Below are 23,316 nucleotides of genomic sequence, written 5' to 3' on the forward strand. Positions count from 1 at the left end.
CGGCCCGATCGCCTTTCAAAAAACGCCCATGCATCACGTGCGCCAAATATCGGCTCCCGTGCAAAGGCCTCCTTGTGGGAGAAGGAAAAAGCTAGCGGCCAGAACCCCCCTTGATTTCGGCGATAATCGCCGCGACCGCGGCACGCGCAGCCTCCAGCCCCTCGCCGGTGTCGATGACGAAATCGGCCAGCCGGCGCTTTTCGGCATCCGGCACCTGCTTGGCCAGGATCGACGCCAGCTTTTCCTCGCTCATGCCCGGCCGCGCCAGCACGCGCTGGCGCTGGACTTCGGCCGGCGCGGTGACGACGACGACCTTGTCGACCCGGCCACGGCCGCCGGTTTCGAACAGCAGCGGGATGTCGAGGACCGCGATCGATTCGCCGGCGTTACGATGCCTGGCCAGGAAGGCATCGGCATCGGCGCGGACCAGCGGATGGATGATGGCTTCGAGCTTTTTCAAGGCCGCCGCATCGCCGAGCACACGGGCGGCGAGTTTTGCGCGGTCGACACTTCCGTCAACGGTGGTGCCGGGAAAGGCGGCCTCGACCAGGGGGGCCGCCTTGCCGGCATAGAGGCGATGCACCGTCTCGTCGGAATCGTGCACCGGCACGCCGGCCTCGGCGAACATCTTGGCCGTCGTCGACTTGCCCATGCCGATCGAGCCGGTGAGGCCGAGCACGATCATGGTTTCGACGCCGGAGACTTGGGCACAAGATCGGCAACGATTAGCGCGCGGAGCTCGGCCGTAACCTTCGGCCTGACGCCGAACCAGCGCTCGAAGCCTGGCACCGCTTGGTTGAGCAGCATGCCGAGCCCGTCGACCGTCTTCAGCCCCCGTGCCCGTGCGGCCGCGAGCAGCGGGGTCTCGAGCGGCACGTAGACGATGTCGTTGACCACGGCATGGTCGGGCAGCAGCGTGGGGTCGGCGGGCAAACCCTCATTGCCCTGCATGCCCAACGCGGTGGTGTTGACCAGCAGGCCGGCGTCGCCCAACAATTCGGCGGTCGCGGCCAGTTCGTGCGCCGAAACGCCGGCGCCAAAGCGGTCGCGCAATTCGATTGCCCGGGCGAGCGTGCGGTTGACGATGCGGATGTCGCCGACGCCGCGCTCCTTCAACGCGTGGATGACGGCACGGGAAGCGCCGCCGGCACCCAGCACCACGGCCGGGCCATTGGCCGCCCAGCCCGCGGCGTAGTCGTCGAGATTGGCGGCAAAGCCATGGCCGTCGGTGTTGCCGCCCCACAAAGTGCCGTCATCGAGCCACAGCGTGTTGACGGCGCCGATCTCGTCCGCCGCATGGTCGCGGCGCGAGACCCGGGCAAAGGCCGCCTCCTTGTGCGGTATGGTGACGTTGCCGCCGCGATAGCCGTTGGCCTGCATGTTCGCCAGGAAATCGGCGAAATCCCGCGGTGCCACGTCGATCGCCTGGTAGCTGCCGTCAATGCCGTGCTTGGCCAGCCAGTGGCCGTGGATCATCGGCGAGCGCGAATGTTTTATCGGATGGCCGGTGACGAAGGCCTTCTTCATTGCCTCAGCCATCGATGGCTCCCAAGGTACGGAGCTCCGCCAGCAACGGCAGCAGTGGCAGGCCGACAATGGTAAAATGGTCGCCTTCGATTTTTTCGAACAGCTGGACGCCTTCGCCTTCGATTTGATACGCGCCGACGCTCGACAATGCCTTGGCGCCAACCCTGGCGAGATGCCGGCCGATGAAGGCGGGGTCGAGCTTGCGCATGGTCATCGAGGCGATGCCGACATGGCGCCACAGCACCTTGCCGTCGCGCACCAGCACTGCGGCGCTGTTGAGCTGATGGGTCCTGCCCGACAGCGCCAGGAGATGGCGGCGCGCGCCCTCCATGTCGGCGGGCTTGTGGAACACCTCGTCGCCCAAGGACAGCGTCTGGTCGCAGCCGAGCACCAGCGCGCCGGGCCGGCGCTCGCTGACTTCGGTGGCCTTGGCTTCAGCGAGCACCAGGGCGACGTCCTCGGGCGAGGCGCCGCTGTCCTGCAAAGGGGCTTCCAGCGCCCGCTCGTCCAGCGTCGCGGGAACCGCCTCGATGTCGACGCCGGCATCGACCAGCATCGCCTTGCGGAACGGGCTGCCCGAAGCGAGGATGATTTTTTCTGTCATGCTGACTCACCAGGGTTGGTGTTCCGTCGCGCACCCCTCATCCGTCCGAGGTCGGATGAGGGGTGCGCTTCGGGATGCTCACTTCTCTCGTCTGCCCTAGCGCGTCTTCCCCCTAAGGGCAACGATCGCCGCCGCCGTCTCCTCGATCGAGCGGCGGCTGACGTCGATCATCGGCCAGCCATGGCGGGTGCAGATCTGGCGGGCATAGGCGAGCTCTTCGTTGATGGCGGCGCGGTCGACATAGTCGGTCGGCACGTAGGTGCTCGAATTGCCGAGGATGCGGTTCTGGCGCACATGCGATATGCGCTCGGCGGTGGCGATCAATCCCACGATTAGCGGTGTCCTGGCGTTGACCAGGCTATCAGGCACCGGCACGCCGAGCACGATCGGGATGTTGGCGGTCTTGATGCCGCGGTTGGCGAGATAGATGCTGGTCGGCGTCTTCGAGGTGCGCGAAATGCCGATCAGCACGACATCGGCGTCATCCATGTTTGCCGGCAGCTGGCCGTCATCATGGTCCATGGTGAAGTTGAGCGCATCGATGCGCCGGAAATATTCGGCGTCGAGAACATGCTGGGCGCCGACGCGGCGGCCGGCCGGCGTTCCGAGATAGGACTGGAAGACGGTCAGCACGGGCTCCAGCACGGACACGCAAGGCAGGCCCATGGCCGCGCAGCGTTCGTCGATGCCGTGCGCCAGCTTCTGGTCGACCACCGTGTAGAGGATGATGCCCGGCTCCTCCTCTATGTCCTCGAACACTTTGGCTATCTGCTTTTCGGTGCGGATGAGCGGGTAGATGTGTTCGATGGCGCGCGCATCCTTGTACTGCGCCGAAGCGGCGCGGCCGGCGGCGAGCAGCGTTTCCCCCGTGGCGTCGGAAATCAGATGCAGGTGGAAGAAGCTTTGGGGTTTGTTCACAGGGGTCACCTGGGGCTGTGGGCGGATGTGGATAAGATCGAACGGGCAGGCATGCCGGCGAAAGGCGACTGTATCAGATGCCGGTTTGTCCACAATTCGATGCGCTGTCAGCTTCGCCGGACGGCTGGGGACAAGTCCGTGGACGAAGCGCTTTGCCTTTTGTTCGTCCACAGGGCAGGTCTCGAGGGCGGTCGATCTAGCGCATTGACTCCCCTGCGAGATTCCTGATTGTCCCCAGAACCCTGCAAACCGCGATCGGCAGTGCGCGACAATATGCTTGCTGGCGTTTTGGCGGCCAAAGCGGGACAGGTGACAACCACCACAACCAACAGACTCTTAGAATCAGAAGACTCTTTTAAAATAAGATATTTGATTAAGAGGAAGCCGGGAGAGGCGAGCGTTCGATGCCTGCAAGACGGATCATGCTGGATGTCCTGAAGGGCAAGACGGTGTTTCCTCCTCCGCTCTGGATGATGCGCCAGGCAGGGCGCTATCTGCCGGAATATCGTGAGACGCGAAGGCGTGCCGGTTCGTTCCTTGATCTCTGCTACGACCCCGACCTTGCCGTCGAAGTGACGCTGCAGCCGATCGAGCGTTTCGGCTTCGACGCTTCGATCGTGTTCTCGGACATCCTTGTCGTTCCCCATGCGCTTGGCCGCGACGTGCGCTTCGAGGAAGGGCGCGGACCGCTGCTGACGCCGATTTCAGCGGCGGAGATCGCGGCGCTGGGAAGCGACATGTTTCACGTGAATCTCGAACCGGTCTACGAGACGCTTCGCCGGCTGCGGGCGAAATTGCCCGACGAGACGACGCTGATCGGCTTTTGCGGCGCGCCTTGGACGGTGGCGACCTATATGATCGCCGGCCACGGTACGCCGGACCAGGCGCCGGCGCGGCTGTTTGCCTACCGCGAGCCGGCGGCGTTTCGACAGCTGCTGAAAGTGCTCGCCGATCGTTCGGCTTCCTACCTGATCCGCCAGATCGAGGCCGGCGCGGATGTCGTGCAGATCTTCGATTCCTGGTCGGGGGTGCTCGACGATGCTACATTCGAACAGTTCTGCGTCGAGCCGGTCGCAGAGGTCGTCAGGCAAGTTCGGGCCGTCCATCCCGACGTGCCGATCATCGGGTTTCCCAAGGGCGCCGGAGCCCGCTACCAGAGTTATCGCGAGAAGACCGGTGTGACGGGGCTCGGCATCGACTGGACGGTGCCGCTCGAGGCAGCGAAGGCGTTGCAGCGGCAGGGAGCCGTCCAGGGCAATCTCGATCCGTTGCGGCTGGTCGCCGGCGGCCAGGCATTGGCCGACGGGGTCGGGGCGATCCTTCGGGCGTTGGGGGACGGGCCGCTGATCTTCAATCTCGGCCATGGCGTCACGCCCGACACGCCGGTGGCGCATGTCGAGGCGATGGTGAAACAGGTGCGGAGCGCGGCACGCTGATGACTGACAGAAGTAACACCAATAGCACCGGCCAGGCGATGAAGCGCATGGTCATCGGCATCGCTGTCCTGATCGTTCTCACCGCGGTCTTGTTTTTCTTCGCACCGGAAAGCTTTTATCCCTGGGCAAAGGCGATCCATATCCTCGCCGTCATCTCCTGGATGGCCGGCATGCTTTATCTGCCGCGCCTGTTTGTCTATCACGCCGACGCGGAGAAGGGCTCCGTTCAATCCGAGACGTTCAAGGTGATGGAGCGGCGCCTGCTGCGCGGCATCATCAATCCGGCGATGACCCTCACCTGGGTGTTCGGGCTGTGGCTGGCCTGGAAAATCTTTGCGTTCCAGGGCGGCTGGCTGCATGCCAAGATCGGCCTGGTGCTGATCCTGTCTGGCATTCACGGCTATCTGGCCGCCGCGGTGCGCAAATTCGCCGAGGACCGCAACGAAAAAACGGCAAGGCACTGGCGGATCGTCAACGAGATCCCCACATTGCTGATGATCGCAATCGTGATCCTGGTCGTCGTGAAGCCCTTCTGAGGCTTCATCGGACCCGCTCAAAAGGCGGCTTGCTCTTTCAGCCGACCGACGATACAAGACGGGTCTTCCTTCCCGTCATGCGCCGCCCGTCATTGCTTTCGGCCGCGCCCGGCATTTGTCGCATCCCGCCGATCTTTTCCCCAAAGCCTACCCAGAGTCCGTCTAATGCAAGAAATGAAACTCACCGAGTTCAAGAACAAGAAGCCGCCAGAGCTGATCGCTTATGCCGAATCGCTCGAGGTCGAGAACGCCAGCGTCATGCGCAAGCAGGAGCTGATGTTCGCGATCCTGAAGAAGCTCGCCGCCCAGGACATCGAAATCATCGGTGACGGTGTGGTCGAGGTGCTGCAGGACGGTTTCGGCTTCCTGCGCTCCGCCAATGCCAACTACCTGCCAGGTCCCGACGACATCTACATCTCGCCGTCGCAGATTCGGCGCTTTTCGCTGAAGACCGGCGATACGGTCGAAGGACCGATCCGCAGCCCGAAGGAGGGCGAGCGCTATTTCGCGCTGCTCAAGGTCAACACGATCAATTTCGACGATCCCGAAAAGATCCGCCACAAGATCCACTTCGACAATCTGACGCCGCTCTATCCGACCTCGCGGCTAAAGATGGAGGTCGACAATCCGCCCAGCAAGGACATATCGCCTCGCGTGATCGACCTGGTGGCGCCGATCGGCAAGGGCCAGCGCGCGCTGATCAACGCACAGCCGCGTACCGGTAAGACGGTGCTTTTGCAGAACATCGCGCACTCGATCACCGCCAATCATCCGGAATGCTATCTGATTGTGCTTCTGATCGACGAGCGTCCGGAAGAAGTGACCGACATGCAGCGCTCGGTGAAGGGCGAAGTGGTCTCCTCGACCTTCGACGAACCGGCGGTGCGCCACGTCCAGGTCGCCGAAATGGTCATCGAGAAGGCCAAGCGCCTGGTCGAGCACGGCCGTGATGTGGTGATCCTGCTGGATTCCATCACCCGCCTAGGCCGCGCCTACAACACCGTCGTGCCGTCCTCCGGCAAGGTGCTGACCGGCGGTGTCGACGCCAACGCGCTGCAGCGCCCGAAGCGCTTCTTCGGCGCCGCCCGCAACATCGAGGAAGGCGGCTCGCTCACCATCATCGCCACGGCGCTGATCGACACCGGCAGCCGCATGGACGAAGTCATCTTCGAAGAGTTCAAGGGCACCGGTAACTGCGAAATCCAGCTCGACCGCAAGGTGGCCGACAAGCGCATCTATCCGGCCATCGACATCCTCAAGTCCGGCACCCGCAAGGAAGACCTGCTGGTGTCGCGTCAGGACCTGCAAAAGATCTTCGTGCTGCGCCGTATCCTGGCGCCGATGGGAACCACCGACGCGATCGAGTTCCTGATCGACAAGCTGAAGCAGACCAAGACCAACGGCGATTTCTTCGATTCGATGAATACATAATCGAAGCGAAGCGGGCTTTCTCTTCGTCATCCTCGGGCTTGAGCCGAGGATCCATCCCGTGACGTCCTATGGTCCGCGGTGCGTCGCGTCGCTCCTTGCTGCGCTATAGGATGACGAACTGCGCAACATCCCTTCCAACTCATCGGGATCCGCAACCACCGGCAGGCAGACCTGGCCGGTGCACAGCCAGGCGCCGCGCCGGTTGGTCGGCGGCAGAATTCCTCCGGGCAGCAAGGGTCGATTCGCCGCCATACCGATCGGCACGACAATATCGACGCGGCGGGGATCAGGGTTTCGATTAACGACCGGAACGAGTTTTTGATCTTCCGGCTCGTCCACGACGACCAGCTTCAGCGGTTCGATGGCAAGCGCGCAGGCATTGACGATGCCCGCCTGGCCGTAGGCCTGGTGCGCGGCTCGGCCGGCAGCGTGCTCGGCGGTTTTCCACGCCTTCTCCTGCAAATCGAGATTGCCGGTGACGGAGGCGAGCCGCACCTGCGCCTCGATGATCTGGCTGGTGGCTGACGGAATGGCCTCATCGACATCGCCCCTGATGCGGATCGGCACATCGGTGCTGTCCGAGGCGGTCAGATAGTAGCCCGTGTCCTGCGCGTCGGCGTGCCAATGGTCGAGCTGTTCGAGGAACCGGCTGGCCTTGTCGACATAGTTCCAATCGCCTGTGGCTTCAAACAGCGAGATCGCCGCGTTGGTCATGGCGGCATAGTCGCTCGATAGAGCGGGAAACAATTTCCTGACACCAAGCATGGAATGCGGCAAGCGATTGTCGCGGCTGGCGGCGCTGATGTGGGCAAACGCCTTTGCCGCGGCCTCGATCCAATCCGGCCGTGCCAGCGAGCGGCCGGCCTCGGCAAGTGCTGCGATCATCAGGCCGTTCCAGTCGGTAAGGGTCTTCGCGTCCAGCCCAGGCCTGACGCGTTCTTCCCGGGCGGCGAGAAGCCTTGCCTTGAGCGGCACCAGCTGTTCGCGGTCGGTCGCCCCAAGCGCTTGCTGAGAGAAGGTTTGATGGACAACCGGCTTGCCCTCCCAGCCGGGTGGGCTGGAAAGCGTGAAGTAGTTGAAGAACAACGCTGAATCATCGCCAAGGACAGATTCGATCTCTTCCCTGCCCCAGGTGTAGAACAGGCCCTCCTCGCCCTCGCTATCGGCGTCGAGGCTGGCGGCAAAGGCGCCGCCATCGACGCGCATTTCGCGCAGCAGCCAGTCAACCGTGTCTTCGATTCGTACCCGGAACAAATCATTGCCGGTCGCCGCAAGAGCCCAATTGCAGAAGCGGATGAGCTGGGCGTTGTCGTAGAGCATCTTCTCGAAATGCGGCACCAGCCATTCGGCGTCCGTCGAGTAGCGGCTGAGGCCGCCGCCGATGTGATCGTAGATGCCGCCGCTCAACATATGTTCGAGGCTGATGAGCACGTCGTCGCGATGCGCGGCATTGCCGTCGCGCAGCCAGGACAGCCACAGCGTTTGCATGAACGGCGCGTTCGGGAATTTCGGCGCGCCGGCGAGGCCGCCGCGATCGCGGTCGATCATGCCGCTGACGCGGCCGGCGAGGTCGGACAGCGCATCGCGATCGAGGAGCGCCTTGGAATGCGTGGCGGAGAGCCGCGCCTCGACATGGGAGGTCAGGCCGTCGGCGCTCTGGTGCAGGCTCGCCCTCTTTTCGCGCCAGGCCTTGTCGACCGCTTCCATCACCTGGATGAACCCCGGCCGGCCATAGCGCGGCTCGCGCGGGAAATAGGTGCCGCCCCAGAACGGTTTGCCATCGGGCGTCAGGAACATGGTCAGCGGCCAGCCGCCTTGCTCGCCCATCGAGGACAGTGCGGCCATATAGATCTGGTCGATGTCGGGGCGCTCCTCGCGGTCGACCTTGATATTGACGAACAGACGGTTCATGACGGCGGCGACGTCGTCGTTCTCGAAGCTTTCATGGGCCATGACATGGCACCAATGGCAGGCGGCGTAGCCGACGGAGAGCAGGATAGGCCTGTCCAGCGCCTTTGCCTCTTCCAGCGATGCCGGTGACCATCCCCGCCAATGTACGGGATTGCCGCTGTGCTGCTGCAGATAGGGGCTGGCCTCGTCGGCAAGCAGGTTTTGCGCGGGCAATGTCACAATGGCCAACTTTCGAGGCACTCGGGATGGGTGATGACACGATAGCTAGGGCGGTTCGGTAGAGCGGGCAAATGATTTCAGGCAATTCGATCGTGGCGTTGTCGAGCGGCCGGCTTCCGGCCGGTATCGCCGTGCTGCGTATCTCCGGCACTCGGACTCGATTCGTTGTCGAAACGATTGCCGGCGGCATGGTTAAGGAGCGCACGGCGGTGCTGCGCAAGCTCAGGGCTCCAGATGGAACGGTTCTCGACACCGGGCTGGTTGTCTTCTTCCCCGGGCCGGCCAGCTTCACCGGTGAGGACGTCGCCGAGTTCCATATTCATGGCGGCCGCGCCGTGGTGGCCAGAATGTTGGAGACAATCGCTGGATTTGACGGCGTCAGGCACGCCGAACCCGGGGAATTCACGCGCCGTGCCTTTCTCAACGGCAAGGTCGACCTGGTCGAGACGGAGGCGCTGGCGGATCTCGTCAACGCCGAGACCGAAGCGCAACGGCGCTTCGCCGTCCAGAATGCCGAGGGCGCGCAGAGTGAGCTTTATCTCGGCTGGCGTCGGCGCCTGATCCATGCGCGGGCGATGATCGAAGCCGAGATCGACTTTGCCGACGAGGATGATGTGCCGGGTTCCGTTTCGGATACGGTCTGGTCCGACGTGCGGTCGATGATATTAGAGATTGACCGGCACATAGCCGGATTCCACGCCGCCGAAGTCATTCGCGACGGCTTCGAAGTCGTCATTCTCGGCGCGCCCAATGCCGGCAAGTCCAGCCTGTTCAACGCCTTGGCGCGCCGCGATGCGGCTATTGTAACGGATGAACCCGGCACCACCCGCGACCTGCTGGAGGTCGTGCTGGATCTCCAAGGTCTGCGTGTCAGGTTGACCGACACGGCGGGGTTGCGGGAAGCGCCTGGCAAAATTGAGGCGATCGGCATCGAGAAGGCGAAAGCCAAGGCGGGTCGCGCCGATCTCTTGCTGTTGCTCGAGGACGCCGCGGACCCCAGGGACGCCGGTTCGCCTCCTGTTGCGATACCGGCATTGCGCGTCGGCACCAAGCTCGACCTGCTCGATGGCGGAGCGGCCGACGATGCGGCCCAGCGCTACAACTTTGGCATATCGGTGGTCGAAGGGACGGGTGTGGATGAATTGCTAGCGGAGATCGGGCACCGCGCCACTCAGGCGGCGGGCGGTGCCGGCGATGTGCTGCCGTCACGGCTGCGTCATGTCGAGTTGCTCGGGGCGGCGAACCGGCATCTGCATCGCGCCGCCGCCGACGGGACGCCACAGGAGCTACGCGCTGAAGAGTTGCGCCTGGCAGCGGACCGCCTGGGGCGGATCGTGGGCACGGTCGACGTCGAAGACTTGCTCGACGTGATTTTTTCCCAGTTCTGCATCGGGAAATGACTCACGTGAAACACGCATGGCCGCTGGCAGGGGCCCCGATTGACTCACGTGAAACATCTTTGGCGGTGGTTCACGTGAAACGCCGACAGAAGCAGGGTTTCCCTGTTTCACGTGAAACGTCGCGCGGAAGTTTTCTTGACAGTCCCGTCTCGCGGGGACATGTGTCGCTGATCTCTTTTGAGTCCGGGACTTATGTAAGATGACCGATCACTATGATGTGGTTGTGGTGGGCGGCGGCCATGCGGGTTGCGAGGCGGCCAGTGGCGCGGCGCGCGCCGGCGCCAGCACCGCACTGGTGACGCTACGTTTCGACACGATCGGTGTAATGTCGTGCAACCCTGCCATCGGCGGGCTGGGCAAAGGGCATCTTGTGCGCGAGATCGACGCCATGGACGGGCTGATGGGCCGCGTGGCGGACGCCGCCGGCATCCAGTTTCGTCTGCTCAACCGCCGCAAGGGTCCGGCGGTGCGCGGTCCGCGCACGCAAGCCGACAGGAAACTCTATCGCCTTGCCATGCAGGATGCGATTCGGCAGCAGAACGATCTTGAGGTTGTCGAGGGCGAAGTTCTCGATTTTGAGATTTCCGATGGGAAGATAGAAGCGGTTCTCCTGGCGGACGGCCGCCGGCTTGCCTGCGGCGCCGTGGTGCTGACGACTGGGACCTTCCTGCGCGGGCTCATTCACATCGGCGAAAAGAAGATTGTCGCCGGCCGCATGAATGAGAAGGCCAGCATGGGATTGTCGGCGACAATGGACCGCGCCGGTTTCAGGCTCGGGCGGCTCAAGACCGGCACGCCGCCGCGCCTGGACGGGCGGACCATCGACTGGGCTTCGCTGGAAAGCCAGGCGGCGGACGAGCATCCGGTGCCGTTCTCGCTCATGACCGACCGCATCGTGACGCCGCAGATCGATTGCGGCATTACGCGCACGACCACGGCCACACATGAGGTGATTCGCGCCAATCTTGGCCGTTCGGCGATGTATTCCGGCTCGATCGAAGGCGTTGGGCCGCGTTATTGCCCGTCGATCGAGGACAAGATCGTCAAGTTCGGCGACCGCGACGGGCACCAGATCTTTCTCGAACCGGAAGGGCTCGACGACCACACCGTCTATCCCAACGGTATTTCGACCTCGCTGCCGGAAGATGTTCAGCTCGCCATCCTGAAGACCATTCCGGGGCTGGAGCGCGCTGTCATGCTGCAGCCGGGCTATGCCATCGAATATGATCATGTCGATCCGCGCGAACTGCATCAGACGCTGGAGACCAAGCGCGTTGCCGGGCTTTTTCTCGCCGGGCAGATCAACGGTACGACCGGCTATGAAGAGGCCGCCGGGCAGGGCCTGCTCGCCGGCCTCAACGCAGCGCGCCGCGCCGCGAGCGGCGAGCAGGTCGTGCTCAGCCGCACCCAGGCCTATATCGGCGTGATGGTCGACGATTTGACCAGTCGCGGCATCAGCGAGCCCTACCGGATGTTCACCTCGCGGGCCGAATTCCGGCTGTCGCTGCGCGCCGACAACGCCGATGAGCGGCTGACGCCATTGGCGCAGACGCTGGGGATCGCTTCGGCGCGGCGGCTGCAGCGCTATGGCGATGCCACCCGTCGGCTTGACGAAGCGCGCCAGTTGGCGCTTTCGCTGACCATGACGCCGAACGAGGCGGCACGGCACGGCCTGGAGATCAATCGCGACGGCGTGCGCCGGTCCGGCTTTGAATTGCTGGCTTATCCCGGTGTCGATATTGCCTGGCTAAGCCGGGTCGAGCCTAAATTTGGCGACGTCGACGCCAAGACCGCGGAGCGCCTCGAAACGGAAGCGAAATATTCGGTTTATCTCGACCGCCAGAGCACGGATGTCGCGCAGATACGGCATGAGGAGAGCCGGCTGATCCCCGATGCCATTGATTTCGCCGGCGTGCCCGGCCTGTCCAATGAATTGAAGCAGAAGATGCAGGCGCGGCGGCCACGCTCCGTTGCGGATGCACAGCGCATGGAAGGCATGACGCCTGCGGCGCTGGCGATCATTGTCGCGCATGTCCGTCACTGGGAAACAGCGCAGAAGGGGGAAACAGCACAGAAGGGGGAAACCGCTGAAAAGGCCGAGCGGAGGGACGTTGCGTGAGGTCTTTCTCCCGCGAGAGCCTGCAGGAGGCCGCCGGTCCGGTTTCACGTGAAACATTCGATCGCCTGGTGGCGTTCGAAGAGATGTTCCAGAAATGGAACCGCAGCATCAATCTCGTCGCGCAATCGACCTCCGGTGATGTCTGGCAACGCCACATCCTGGACAGTGCGCAGCTTGCACGGATAGAGTCCGAAGCCACGCATTGGGTCGATATCGGTTCCGGCGGCGGATTTCCCGGGCTTGTCATGGCCTTTCTGCTCGCCGAGCGCCCGGGGGCCAGCATCGATCTGGTCGAAAGCAACCGCAAGAAGGCCTCGTTCCTGCAGACCGTCATCGGTCAGTTCGGCTTGCCGGCGCGAGTCGTGGCGCGCCGCATCGAGGACAGCCATGTGCTTGTTTCGAAGCCGCAAATCGTCACGGCGCGGGCGCTGGCCCCGCTTTCGGTCCTGCTGGACCTGTCCGCGCCATGGCTGACCTCGGGGGCGCGGGCGCTGTTCCACAAAGGCCGGGATTACCGCGCCGAAGTGCAAGAAAGCGTTAACCGGTGGACTTTCGATCTGGTAGAACATCCAAGCGTGACCGACGCCAGCGGCGTCATCCTCGAATTGTCCAATGTGCGACCCGTCTGAACCGAGACCGGTCTGATTATTCGGCGACCCAAAGATGAATTTCTGGCATAAACCCATGATGAAGAACGGCCCTCGAATCATCACCGTAGCCAACCAGAAGGGCGGTGTCGGCAAGACCACCACCGCCATCAACCTGGCCACCGCGCTGGCGGCAATCGGCGAAAAAGTGCTGATCGTCGACCTCGATCCGCAAGGCAATGCAAGCACCGGCCTCGGCATCGACCGCAAGGACCGGACGGTCTCCTCCTATGATGTGCTTACGGGCGAACTGGAGCTGGAAGCCGCCGCCATCCCGACCGCGGTGCCCGGCCTGTCGATCGTGCCCTCGACGCTCGACCTGCTCGGCATCGAGATGGAGATCGCTTCGGCGCCGGACCGGGTGCTCAAACTGCGCAATGCACTGCGCGCGGCGACCGAGCGCGGGGCGCCCTTCGGCTACGTGCTGATCGATTGCCCGCCGTCGCTCAATCTTTTGACTTTGAATTCAATGGCGGCAGCTGATTCTGTTCTCGTGCCGCTGCAATGCGAGTTCTTCGCACTGGAGGGTCTTAGCCAGCTGCTCGAAACGGTCGAGCAGGTGCGTCGCTCGATCAATCCGGATCTTACCATCCAGGGCATCGTGCTGACCATGTATGACGGCCGCAACAACCTCGCCAACCAGGTGGTGCAGGATGTGCGCGAGCATATGGGCGACAAGGTCTATGAGACCATCATTCCGCGCAATGTGCGGGTGTCGGAGGCGCCGTCCTATGGCAAGCCGGCGATCCTCTACGACCTGAAATGCTCCGGCAGCCAGGCCTATCTGCAACTGGCCTCCGAAGTGATCCGCCGCGAGCGTAAATTGCGCGCTGCTTGATTAGATCGGCCGCATAATCAACAGCCGATTCGATACCGAAACGATCTGAAATAGACGTGGAATAAAGATGAGCGAAGATCTCTCGAGGAAAAGACTGGGACGCGGACTGGCGGCACTGATCGGCGAGATCGATCGTCCCGCCGCACCGGAAAAGCCCGGCATGAGCGCCGACGGCAAGGTGCCGATCGAGTTTCTCAGCCCAAACCCGAGAAATCCGCGCCGGCATTTTGGCGATGCCGAACTGACCGACCTCGCCCAGTCGATCCGCGAGCATGGCGTGGTGCAGCCGGTCGTGGCGCGGCCGTCGCCGACGCAGGCGGGCCGCTACGAGCTCATCGCCGGCGAGCGGCGCTGGCGTGCGGCGCAGCGTGCCGGGCTGACCGAGATCCCGGTCATCATCCGCGAAGTCAACGACCGCACGGCGCTGGAACTGGCGATCATCGAGAACGTCCAGCGCGCCGACCTCAATCCGGTCGAAGAGGCACAGGGTTACCAGCAACTCATCGACGACCATGGCTACACCCAGGCCGATCTCGGCCAGGTGATCGGGAAGAGCCGCAGCCATGTCGCCAACACTTTGAGATTGTTGAAGCTGCCCGACGTGATCCGCGACATGCTGGTCGACGGCGCGCTGTCGGCCGGGCATGCCCGCACGCTGGTCACGGCGGAGGATCCGGCCGGCCTTGCCAAGCGCATTGTCGAGGAGGGTCTTTCCGTGCGGCAGGCCGAGGCGCTGGCGCAGATGCCGGCCGGCACCAGTTCCAACGGCACCAAGTCAGCCGCGCCGGTCGTCGAAAAGGACGCCGACACGCTGGCCCTGGAAAAGCTGCTGACCGATACGACCGGCATGATCGTCACGGTCGACCACAAGGGCAAGGGTGGCGTGCTACGCGTTGCGTATCGGAGCTTGGAGCAGCTGGATGAGCTGTGCCGCCGGTTGAAACAGGATTAGAGCGGCCCGGCGATTGATAGAATCGCGGACGTGCTAAACTCTTGTTTTTGCGCAGTTCGGATGGAAGACTGCGACACACTTTTCTAGGGATTGCTTTTGGTATTTAGCCGGCGAATGTTTCGCGGTCTTCCCTTCTCCCGCAAGGGGGGAAGGAAGAGGCGCCTACCTTTGCGCCAGCCGCGCGCTTTCCACGGCGATCCCCAGCAGCGCCTGCCTGGCCAGCGCCACCGACAGGTCCGGCCGGCGCCGCGTCTGCAGCACGGCTGATTGCAGGCGGGTCAGCGCGCGGCCGAGCGCTTCGCTGTTCCAGCGCTCCAGCGCTCTCTCCACCAGCTTGCGGCGCGCGAAAAAGACCGGCGGCCGCGCGGCGGCAACGACGGAAGCGGCGTTGCGGCCGCCGGAGTCCATCTGGCCGCGCATGACCTGTATCTGCTGTATCTGCCGCATCGCCGAGGACAGCACCAGGAAGGGCTGGCCGCCGCCCTGGCAGTGGCGCGTGAAGGCGGTGTCGAAGTCGCCGATCTTGCCTTCGAGCAGCGCGTCGACGGCATCGTCATAAGAGGCACCGGACACGTCGCCCGACATGGCTCTCACCTCTTCCAGCCCGATTTCCTTCTGGCCGTGGGCGTAGAGGACGAGTTTTTCGATCTCGCCACGCGAGGCCAGCCGGTCGCCGCCGAGATTGCGGCGCAGCGCCTGTCTGGCCTCCAGCGTCATCGACATGCCGGCCTTGCGCAGCTCGTCGTCGATGACCGTGTCGATGTCGCGGGCCTCATCGGCGTAGCAGGGCAAGGCCATGGCGTTGTCGGCGCCCTCGACCACCGCGCGCAGCCCGACCCCTTTCTTCAAGTCGCCGGCCTCGATCAGGATGATGGCGTCCCGCACCGGCTCCGCCGTCAGCGCCTTGACGTCGTCGGCCAGCGCCTTCTGGCCGCTGGCGTTGCGCACCCAGAGCAGCCGCCGGTCGGAAAACATCGGCACGGTGCGGGCTTCGTCGAGCAGCCGGCCCTCGTCGCGGTCGACCTCCGAACCCTCGAGCCTGACCACGCAGAACGGATCGTCCAGCGGCAGACCGGTCTTTCCGGCAAACGCCTTCGCCCGCTCCGAGACAAGGCCGCGATCGGGGCCATAAAGCAGGACGATCGAGATGCGCGGATCAGGCCGCGCGAGCCAGGAATCGACCTCGAAAGCTTTCTTCTGTGCCATGGAGGGTGGTTAGCATGATGCGTGCGCGGGGTGAACGGCGATCGGCACCGAGCACTCTTTTCCTTCTTCCCCTGCGGGAGAAGGTGTCGCCGAAGGCGACGGAAGGGGTGTTCCAGCGGGGTGAGACGCTGGTTTTGATGCAGCCGATTGGCACGCGCCAAGCTGGAGCACCCCTCATCCGGCCTCGCTTCGCGAGGCCATCGCCCTGGGCGAGTCACGGGCCGCGCCCGCCCTTCGGGCCCCACAAGGGGAGAAGGAAAAGCGGCCACGCTCTGCACCCAATCACCTTATCTGGCGACAAACACGGCGCAACCATGCGCCAAATTGCGTGCCGCTGCTCAACATCGACAAGAAATTTCGCGGACATATCTTCATCTTGAGCGCGGGAGGCTGGGATCGGCCGGCGCGGCCGGAACCGATGCGCGGATGACTTGCCTGGCGAATTCGCGCTGGTCTGGACGCGCGGATGTGCAAATATCCGCACCCAGGCGACATTGGAGGAGTTTTGGTCATGGCCGATGCTGGGATGTTGCGTTTTCACGTTCCGGAGCCGGAAGTGCGGCCGGGCGGCACGCCTGATTTCTCCAACGTGACCATCGCCCAGGCCGGCTCGGTGGCGCGTCCCGATATCGATGTCGATCCGCGCACCATCCGCGACATGGCGTTTTCGATCATCCGCGTGCTGAACCGCAATGGCGAAGCCGTCGGGCCATGGGCCGGGCTGCTTTCCAGCGAGGAATTGCTGGAGGGCCTGCGCAACATGATGACGCTGCGGACCTTCGATGCGCGCATGCAGATGGCGCAGAGGCAAGGCAAGACCTCTTTCTACATGCAGCATCTGGGCGAAGAAGCGGTGAGCTGCGCCTTTCGCAAGGCGCTTGCCCCGGGCGACATGAACTTCCCGACTTATCGGCAGGCCGGCCTGCTGATCGCCGACGGCTATCCGATGGTCACGATGATGAACCAGATCTATTCCAACGAGGCCGATCCGCTGAAAGGCCGGCAGCTGCCGATCATGTATTCGTCGAAAGAGCACGGCTTCTTCTCTATCTCCGGCAATCTGGCGACGCAGTATATCCAGGCGGTCGGCTGGGCGATGGCCTCGGCGATCTCGAACGATTCGCGCATCGCTGCCGGCTGGATCGGCGACGGCTCGACGGCCGAATCCGATTTCCATTCGGCGCTGGTGTTCGCTTCCACCTACAAGGCTCCGGTCGTGCTCAACGTCGTCAACAACCAGTGGGCGATCTCGACTTTTCAGGGCATTGCGCGCGGCGGCTCGGGCACTTTTGCAGCACGCGGCCTCGGCTTCGGCATTCCGTCGCTGCGCGTCGACGGCAACGACTATCTGGCGGTCCATGCGGTGGCCAAATGGGCGGCCGAGCGGGCCCGCAACAATCTCGGGCCGACGCTGGTCGAATATGTCACGTACCGCGCTGGCGCCCATTCGAGTTCGGACGATCCCTCCGCCTACCGGCCAAAGACCGAGTCCGACGCCTGGCCGCTCGGCGATCCGGTCGTGCGGCTGAAGAACCATCTGATCAAGCTCGGCGTCTGGTCGGACGAGCGGCACGCACAGGCCGAGGCGGAAATCCTCGACACGGTGATCGCGGCGCAGAAGGAGGCGGAAAGCCACGGCACGCTGCATGCCGGCGGCAAGCCGTCGACGCGAGACATGTTCGAGGGCCTCTATGCCGAGATGCCGCCGCATCTCAGACGCCAGCGCCAGCAGGCGGGAGTCTGAGCCATGCCAAGGCGGACCATGATAGAGGCCATCCGGGACGCCATGGACGTTTCGATGGAACGCGACAGCAAAGTCGTCGTGTTCGGCGAGGATGTCGGTTTCTTCGGCGGCGTTTTTCGCGTCACCCACGGCCTGCAGGCCAAATACGGCAAGAGCCGCTGCTTCGACGCGCCAATCAGCGAATCCGGCATTGTCGGCTCGGCCATCGGCATGGCCGCCTATGGCCTCAAGCCGTGCGTCGAGATTCAGTTTGCCGACTACATGTATCCGGCCTACGACCAGCTGACGCAGGAAGCCGCAAGGCTGCGCTACCGGTCGAACGGTGATTTCACCTGCCCGATCGTGGTGCGCATGCCGACCGGCGGCGGCATCTTCGGCGGCCAGACGCACAGCCAAAGCCCGGAGGCGCTGTTCACCCATGTGTCCGGGCTGAAGACGGTGGTGCCATCCAACCCGCATGACGCCAAGGGGCTTTTGATCGCGGCGATCGAGGATCCCGACCCGGTGATCTTCTTGGAGCCGAAGCGGCTCTATAACGGCCCGTTCGACGGCCATCACGACCGGCCGGTAACGCCGTGGTCGAAGCACGAGCTCGGCGAGGTCGCCGACGGCCATTATACCGTGCCGCTCGGCAAGGCGGCGATCCGCAGGGCGGGTTCCGCCGTCACGGTGCTCGCCTATGGCACCATGGTCTATGTCGCCCAGGCCGCGGCCGAGGAGACCGGCATCGATGCCGAGATCATCGACCTCAGGACGCTGCTGCCGCTCGACCTCGATACGATCGTGGCCTCGGTCAAGAAGACCGGACGTTGCGTGGTCGTACACGAGGCGACGCTGACGTCAGGCTTCGGCGCCGAACTGTCGGCGCTGGTACAGGAAAACTGCTTCTACCATCTGGAAGCGCCGGTGGTCCGCGTCGCCGGCTGGGACACGCCCTATCCGCACGCGCAGGAGTGGGACTATTTCCCCGGCCCGGCCCGTGTCGGCCGTGCGCTCATCGAAACATTGGAAGCTTAGAGAGGCCTGAAATGGGCGAACACATCATCAAGCTGCCCGATGTCGGCGAGGGCGTCGCCGAGGCCGAGCTCGTCGAATGGCATGTGAAGATCGGCGACATCGTGCGCGAGGATACGTTGCTGGCCGCCGTGATGACCGACAAGGCGACGGTCGAAATCCCGTCGCCCGTCGATGGCGAGATCCTGTGGCTGGGCGCCGAGATCGGCGACACGGTGGCGATCGGTTCGCCCATCGTGCGGCTGAAAGTGGCGGGCGACGGCAATGTGAAAGCCGCCAAAGAGGCTGAACCGGTGACCGGGGCGGAGCCGCCCGCCAGGTTGCCGAGCCCGAAGCCCGAAGCCGCTTCGCCGCCCAAGCCGGCAAAACCCGCCGAGACACCGGCGAAACCCGCATCGTCGTCGGCGGCGCCGAAAACCGTGACACGCTCCCCGGCTTCGGGCGCGCCGCGTCCAGAAGGCGAAAAGCCGCTGGCCTCGCCAGCCGTCCGCTTGCGCGCCAAGGAGGCCGGCATAGATCTCAGGCAAGTCGCAGGCAGCGGCCCGGCCGGCCGCATCGGCCATGAAGACATCGAGACCTTCCTGGCGCGCGGGCCGCAAGTGGCCAAGGCATCGGGCCTCGCCCGCAACGATGCCATCGAGGACATCAAACTGGTTGGCCTGCGGCGCAAGATCGCCGAGAAGATGACGCTGTCCAAATCGCGCATCCCTCACATCACCTATGTCGAGGAGATCGACGTGACGGCGCTCGAGGAATTGCGCGCCGCGCTCAACAAGGAAAAGCGCGCCGCCAAGGGAGGCAAGGAGAGGCCGAAGCTGACCTTGCTGCCGTTCCTGATGCGGGCGATGGTCAAGGCGATCGCGGACCAGCCCCAACTCAATTCGCTGTTCGAGGACGAGGCCGGTATCATCCACCAGCACGGCGGCATCCATATCGGCATCGCCGCGCAGACGCCGTCTGGGCTGGTGGTGCCTGTCGTCAAGCATGCCGAGGCGCGCGACATCTGGGAGTGCGGCGCCGAGGTCGCCAGGCTGGCCGAGGCGGCCAAGTCGGGCACGGCGACGCGTGACGAGCTGTCGGGCTCGACCATCACCATCACCTCGCTCGGCGCCATGGGCGGCGTCGCCACCACACCGGTCATCAACCATCCGGAAGTCGCGATCATCGGCGTCAACAAGATGATGGTGCGGCCGCTGTGGGACGGCACGCAGTTCATCCCGCGCAAGATGATGAACCTGTCGTCGAGCTTCGACCACCGCGTCATCGACGGCTGGGATGCCGCGGTGTTCGTCCAGCGGATCAAGGCGCTGCTGGAGACACCTGCGCTGATTTTCGTGGATTGAGAGGATGAGAACGGACGCTGCCCCTTTGCCTTCGTCATCCTCGGGCTTGACCCGAGGATCCATGCCGCGACCTCAGCCTAAGAGCGTTGCGGAGCAGGTTTCTGAACCGTTGCAACGCCTTCCCGTCACGGCATGGATCCTGGGGTCTGCGCACGTCGCTACGCTCCTTGCTCCGCCCCAGGATGACGACGGCAGGGGCGTCTCGGCCATTCTTCAAGGTTGGCGGTCTGCAGGTGCAATGCCGGAACGAACCAGGGTCCCATCATGAAAGAAATCTCCTGCAAGCTGCTGGTCATCGGCGCCGGGCCCGGGGGGTATGTCTGCGCCATTCGTGCCGGGCAGCTCGGCGTCGATACGGTCATCGTCGAGGCGGGCAAGCCCGGCGGCACCTGCCTCAATGTCGGCTGCATCCCCTCAAAAGCACTGATTCATGCGGCGGAGGAATTCGAGAAGGTGTCTGACATGGCCGGCGGCAAGAGCCCGCTCGGCATTTCGGTCACGGCGCCGGTACTCGATCTGGCCAGGACCATCGCCTGGAAGGACGGGATCGTCAGCCGGCTCAACAGTGGCGTCGCCGGCCTGCTCAAGAAGGCCGGGGTGAAGACCGTGCACGGCTGGGCGAGGTTTCGCGACGGCAAGACCGTCGAGGTCGAGACCGAGACGGGAAGCCAGGTGATCCGCGCGGAAACGATCGTGATCGCGACGGGCTCGGCGCCGGTCGAACTCCTGCCCTTCGGCGGACCGGTGATTTCATCCACTGAAGCCCTGGCGCTGAGCGAAGTGCCGAAGAGGCTTGCGGTCGTCGGCGGCGGCTATATCGGCCTCGAACTCGGCATGGCATTCGCCAAGATGGGCGCCAAGGTGACCGTGGTCGAGGCCTTGCCGCGCGTGCTGGCACAGTATGATGCGGAGTTGACCCGGCCGGTGGTCAAGCGGCTCGCCGCACTTGGCGTCGAAGTGATGCTCGGCGCCAAGGCCAAGGGACTGTCGACAAAAGGCGATGCGCTGCTGGTCGAGACATCCGACGGCAAGAGCGGCAAGGTCGCGGCGGACAAGATCCTGGTGACGGTCGGCCGCAAGCCGGTGACCGAGGGCTGGGGGCTCGAGCAGATCGATCTCGACAGGGCCGGAAAATTCATCAGGATCGATGACCAGTGCCGCACCTCTATGCGCGGCGTCTTCGCCATCGGCGACGTCACCGGCGAGCCGATGCTGGCGCACCGGGCGATGGCACAGGGCGAGATGGTCGCCGAAATCGTCGCCGGCCATAAGCGCAGCTGGGACAAGCGCTCGATCCCCGCCGTCTGCTTCACCGATCCCGAGCTGGTGACGGCGGGTCTGTCGCCTGAAGAGGCCAAGGCCCGGGCCGAGATCAAGATCGGCCTGTTCCCCTTCGCCGCCAATGGCCGCGCCATGACGAAGCTCGGCGAGGATGGCTTCGTCCGCGTCGTGGCGCGCGCGGACAATCACCTGGTGCTCGGCATCCAGGCGGTCGGTCAGGGCGTGTCGGAGCTGTCGGCGGCGTTTGGGCTGGCGCTGGAGATGGGGGCAAGGCTGGAGGACATCGCCGGCACGATCCATTCGCATCCGACGCAAGGCGAAGGGTTCCAGGAAGCCGCGCTAAAGGCGCTCGGGCACGCGCTGCATATTTGAGGTGTCGCGCCGACGCAGATCGGCAATGCCGGCGGGTCCCGCCGGCGTATCCGAAAAGCTTACCCCGCCAGCCGGCTTACCATCTCATGTTGGGCATAGGCGCGGCCGAAGCGGTTGGCGAGGAAGGCTTCGAGCGCGATTTCCTCCTGCTTGACGAAGCCGGTCGCCGGCAAGCTGCCATCGGCCAGCATGTCGAGCACGGCGCAGATGCCGGAGGCGGTGGTGATCTGGATGGCGCTGCGCACGGTCTGGCCGACGCGCCTGGAATAGATCTTGTTGGCGTAGGTCTCCTGCAGCAGGCGGCCGTTCTTGCGGCCGGAAACGGTGACGAAGACGATGACCACGTCCTGCAGCGTCGCCGGCAGGGCGCTTTCGAAAATGTCCTTCAGCACGTCGCGGCGGTGGCGCAGGCCAAGGTCGTTGAGCAGCGCCTTCATAATCGCGGCATGACCGGGATAGCGGATGGTGCGGTAGTTCAGCGTGCGCACCTTGCCCTTCAGCGTCTCGGCCAAGGTGCCGAGCCCACCCGAGGTGTTGAACGCCTCATAGGTGACGCCGTCGAGCGAGAACTCCTCGCGCTCTTCCAGCGGCGGCACTTCGACCAGCTCGCCCTCGACGATCGCCTCGCAGGGCTCGCAATATTCGTTGATGACGCCGTCGGTGCTCCAGGTCAGATTGTAGTTCAGCGCGTTGGACGGGTATTGCGGCAGCGCGCCGACGCGCATGCGCACGCTTTCCAGCGTGTCGAAGCGGCTGGCGAGATCGTTGGCGACGATCGAGATGAAGCCCGGCGCCAGTCCGCATTGCGGGATGAAGGCGCTCTTGGCGGAACGTGCCAGCTCCTTGACGCGCCTGGTCGAGACGACATCCTCGGTGAGATCGAGATAATGCACGCCGGCGCTGGCCGCCGCCTCGGCGATGCGCGTGGTGAGATGGAAGGGGGCGGCGCTCAGCACCGCGAACTTGCCGACGAGTGCGGCTTCAAGCGCACCGACCGCCGCGATGTCGAGTTCGAGTGTCTCGACGCCGTCGGGCACTTCGGCGGCAGTGAGTTGCGCGGCCGAGCGGTCGACGAGGGTGACGTGGTAGTCACCCGTTGCGGCGAGCATTTCGGCGATGGTCGAGCCGATCTTGCCGGCCCCGACGATAACGATGTTGTTCATGGTCAAATACCCCTGCCATTTGCGTTCGCCGGAATCATCGCAGCTTGCCTGTCGAAAGGAAGCGTGAGATTCTGCAAACCGCACCCTATCTTTAGTTAATTTGCCGAAGAGTTTCGTCGAAATGCTCAGTGATGCCGAACAGGCCCTGCTTTCCCTGCTGCGCGCCAACGCGCGCGCCTCGACGGCCGAACTGGCGCGGCAGCTCGGCGTTTCGCGCACCACGGTGCAAAGCCGGATCGAGCGGCTGGAGCAGCGCGGCATCATCACGGGCTATGGCGTCAGGCTGGCGCCGGACTATGAGCAGGGGCTGGTCAGGGCGCATGTGCTGCTCACCGTCACGCCCAAGCTGGCCGATAGGGTGGTGCGCAGCCTGCAGGCATTGCCGTCCGTGCGGACGCTGCATTCGGTCAGCGGCAATTTCGACATGATCGTCATCGTCGACGCACCGTCGATCCGCGACCTCGATACGCTGCTCGACCAGATCGGCGCCATGGACGGGGTGGAGCGGACCGCGTCGTCGATCATCCTGTCGACGCGGATCGACAGGTGAAGATCGATACAGCCGATCTCCCCCGCAAGGGGCCTGTTGCGCAATTCTGGCATTGTGATTCACTTCGATTATTGCTCGGAGGGATTTGCGATGGCGGTGAAGCGG

Annotated in this window: 20 protein-coding genes; 13 read left to right on the forward strand and 7 right to left on the reverse strand. The window is 64.1% G+C overall.

What is annotated here, in order from left to right; all coding sequences use genetic code 11:
• Nucleotides 1-91: 91 nt before the first annotated feature.
• The 4 genes from coaE to FJ434_RS28805 form a co-directional block, all read right to left on the reverse strand.
• The gene (coaE, locus tag FJ434_RS28790; protein ID WP_140752947.1) at nt 92-685 is read right to left on the reverse strand and encodes a dephospho-CoA kinase; all 594 of its coding nucleotides are present in this window, start codon (nt 683-685) and stop codon (nt 92-94) included.
• Complete coding sequence (locus FJ434_RS28795; RefSeq protein ID WP_140752946.1) at nt 682-1,539, reverse strand: shikimate dehydrogenase; 858 nt, start codon at nt 1,537-1,539, stop codon at nt 682-684. Before FJ434_RS28795 ends, coaE begins: the two co-directional genes overlap by 4 nt.
• Nucleotides 1,532-2,131 (reverse strand): Maf-like protein, encoded by a 600-nt coding sequence (locus tag FJ434_RS28800; protein WP_140717812.1) that lies wholly within the window; start codon nt 2,129-2,131, stop codon nt 1,532-1,534. The genes FJ434_RS28795 and FJ434_RS28800 overlap by 8 nt, the downstream gene beginning before the upstream one ends.
• Nucleotides 2,132-2,227: 96 nt before the next feature.
• Nucleotides 2,228-3,049: a pyruvate, water dikinase regulatory protein gene (locus FJ434_RS28805; protein WP_140752945.1), complete on the reverse strand. Its 822-nt coding sequence runs from the start codon at nt 3,047-3,049 to the stop codon at nt 2,228-2,230.
• 404 nt (nt 3,050-3,453) lie between these two features.
• On the opposite strand from FJ434_RS28805, the gene hemE reads away from it, so the two are divergent.
• From hemE to rho, 3 genes are all read left to right on the forward strand, one after another.
• Nucleotides 3,454-4,485 (forward strand): uroporphyrinogen decarboxylase, encoded by a 1,032-nt coding sequence (hemE, locus tag FJ434_RS28810; protein WP_140752943.1) that lies wholly within the window; start codon nt 3,454-3,456, stop codon nt 4,483-4,485.
• Nucleotides 4,485-5,021, forward strand: a complete 537-nt coding sequence (hemJ, locus tag FJ434_RS28815; RefSeq protein ID WP_140752941.1) for a protoporphyrinogen oxidase HemJ — start codon at nt 4,485-4,487, stop codon at nt 5,019-5,021. Before hemE ends, hemJ begins: the two co-directional genes overlap by 1 nt.
• Before the next feature lie 165 nt (nt 5,022-5,186).
• Nucleotides 5,187-6,452: a transcription termination factor Rho gene (rho, locus tag FJ434_RS28820; RefSeq protein ID WP_140507185.1), complete on the forward strand. Its 1,266-nt coding sequence runs from the start codon at nt 5,187-5,189 to the stop codon at nt 6,450-6,452.
• A 66-nt stretch (nt 6,453-6,518) separates the two neighbouring features.
• Here rho and FJ434_RS28825 read toward each other — a convergent pair whose 3' ends face one another.
• On the reverse strand, nt 6,519-8,582 hold the full coding sequence (locus FJ434_RS28825; RefSeq protein WP_140717928.1) for a thioredoxin domain-containing protein: 2,064 nt from the start codon (nt 8,580-8,582) through the stop codon (nt 6,519-6,521).
• Between the two features lie 71 nt (nt 8,583-8,653).
• On the opposite strand from FJ434_RS28825, the gene mnmE reads away from it, so the two are divergent.
• The 5 genes from mnmE to FJ434_RS28850 all read left to right on the forward strand — a co-directional run bounded on the left by mnmE (nt 8,654) and on the right by FJ434_RS28850 (nt 14,538).
• Entirely contained in the window at nt 8,654-9,982 is a 1,329-nt protein-coding gene (gene mnmE / locus FJ434_RS28830; protein WP_140752939.1) for a tRNA uridine-5-carboxymethylaminomethyl(34) synthesis GTPase MnmE, read from the forward strand.
• A gap of 199 nt (nt 9,983-10,181) precedes the next feature.
• On the forward strand, nt 10,182-12,101 hold the full coding sequence (mnmG, locus tag FJ434_RS28835) for a tRNA uridine-5-carboxymethylaminomethyl(34) synthesis enzyme MnmG (protein WP_140752937.1): 1,920 nt from the start codon (nt 10,182-10,184) through the stop codon (nt 12,099-12,101).
• Nucleotides 12,098-12,730 (forward strand): 16S rRNA (guanine(527)-N(7))-methyltransferase RsmG, encoded by a 633-nt coding sequence (gene rsmG / locus FJ434_RS28840; RefSeq protein ID WP_027145743.1) that lies wholly within the window; start codon nt 12,098-12,100, stop codon nt 12,728-12,730. Before mnmG ends, rsmG begins: the two co-directional genes overlap by 4 nt.
• Before the next feature lie 55 nt (nt 12,731-12,785).
• Nucleotides 12,786-13,586: a ParA family protein gene (locus FJ434_RS28845; RefSeq protein WP_031240355.1), complete on the forward strand. Its 801-nt coding sequence runs from the start codon at nt 12,786-12,788 to the stop codon at nt 13,584-13,586.
• 67 nt (nt 13,587-13,653) lie between these two features.
• A complete protein-coding gene (locus FJ434_RS28850) occupies nt 13,654-14,538 on the forward strand; it encodes a ParB/RepB/Spo0J family partition protein (RefSeq protein WP_140752935.1) in 885 nt (294 codons plus the stop codon).
• Between the two features lie 162 nt (nt 14,539-14,700).
• On the opposite strand, the gene holA is transcribed toward FJ434_RS28850, so the two are convergent.
• Nucleotides 14,701-15,744 (reverse strand): DNA polymerase III subunit delta, encoded by a 1,044-nt coding sequence (holA, locus tag FJ434_RS28855; RefSeq protein ID WP_140752933.1) that lies wholly within the window; start codon nt 15,742-15,744, stop codon nt 14,701-14,703.
• A 511-nt stretch (nt 15,745-16,255) separates the two neighbouring features.
• On the opposite strand from holA, the gene FJ434_RS28860 reads away from it, so the two are divergent.
• From FJ434_RS28860 to lpdA, 4 genes are all read left to right on the forward strand, one after another.
• Entirely contained in the window at nt 16,256-17,488 is a 1,233-nt protein-coding gene (locus FJ434_RS28860) for a 3-methyl-2-oxobutanoate dehydrogenase (2-methylpropanoyl-transferring) subunit alpha (RefSeq protein ID WP_140507194.1), read from the forward strand.
• Between the two features lie 3 nt (nt 17,489-17,491).
• Nucleotides 17,492-18,505 (forward strand): alpha-ketoacid dehydrogenase subunit beta, encoded by a 1,014-nt coding sequence (locus tag FJ434_RS28865; RefSeq protein WP_140717826.1) that lies wholly within the window; start codon nt 17,492-17,494, stop codon nt 18,503-18,505.
• Nucleotides 18,506-18,516: 11 nt separating this feature from the next.
• Nucleotides 18,517-19,845 (forward strand): dihydrolipoamide acetyltransferase family protein, encoded by a 1,329-nt coding sequence (locus FJ434_RS28870; protein WP_140752931.1) that lies wholly within the window; start codon nt 18,517-18,519, stop codon nt 19,843-19,845.
• A gap of 264 nt (nt 19,846-20,109) precedes the next feature.
• Nucleotides 20,110-21,498 carry a dihydrolipoyl dehydrogenase gene (gene lpdA / locus FJ434_RS28875; RefSeq protein WP_140752929.1) on the forward strand — a complete coding sequence of 463 codons (1,389 nt, stop codon included), beginning with the start codon at nt 20,110-20,112 and terminating at the stop codon, nt 21,496-21,498.
• A gap of 59 nt (nt 21,499-21,557) precedes the next feature.
• Here the strand turns inward: lpdA and FJ434_RS28880 are convergent, their stop codons facing one another.
• Nucleotides 21,558-22,661 carry a saccharopine dehydrogenase family protein gene (locus FJ434_RS28880; protein ID WP_140752927.1) on the reverse strand — a complete coding sequence of 368 codons (1,104 nt, stop codon included), beginning with the start codon at nt 22,659-22,661 and terminating at the stop codon, nt 21,558-21,560.
• Nucleotides 22,662-22,782: 121 nt separating this feature from the next.
• Between FJ434_RS28880 and FJ434_RS28885 the strand changes: the two genes are divergently transcribed.
• Nucleotides 22,783-23,211: an Lrp/AsnC family transcriptional regulator gene (locus FJ434_RS28885; RefSeq protein WP_140752925.1), complete on the forward strand. Its 429-nt coding sequence runs from the start codon at nt 22,783-22,785 to the stop codon at nt 23,209-23,211.
• The last annotated feature ends 105 nt before the right edge of the window (nt 23,212-23,316 follow it).

Source organism: Mesorhizobium sp. B2-5-13 (assembly GCF_006440535.1).
GTDB lineage: Bacteria > Pseudomonadota > Alphaproteobacteria > Rhizobiales > Rhizobiaceae > Mesorhizobium > Mesorhizobium salmacidum.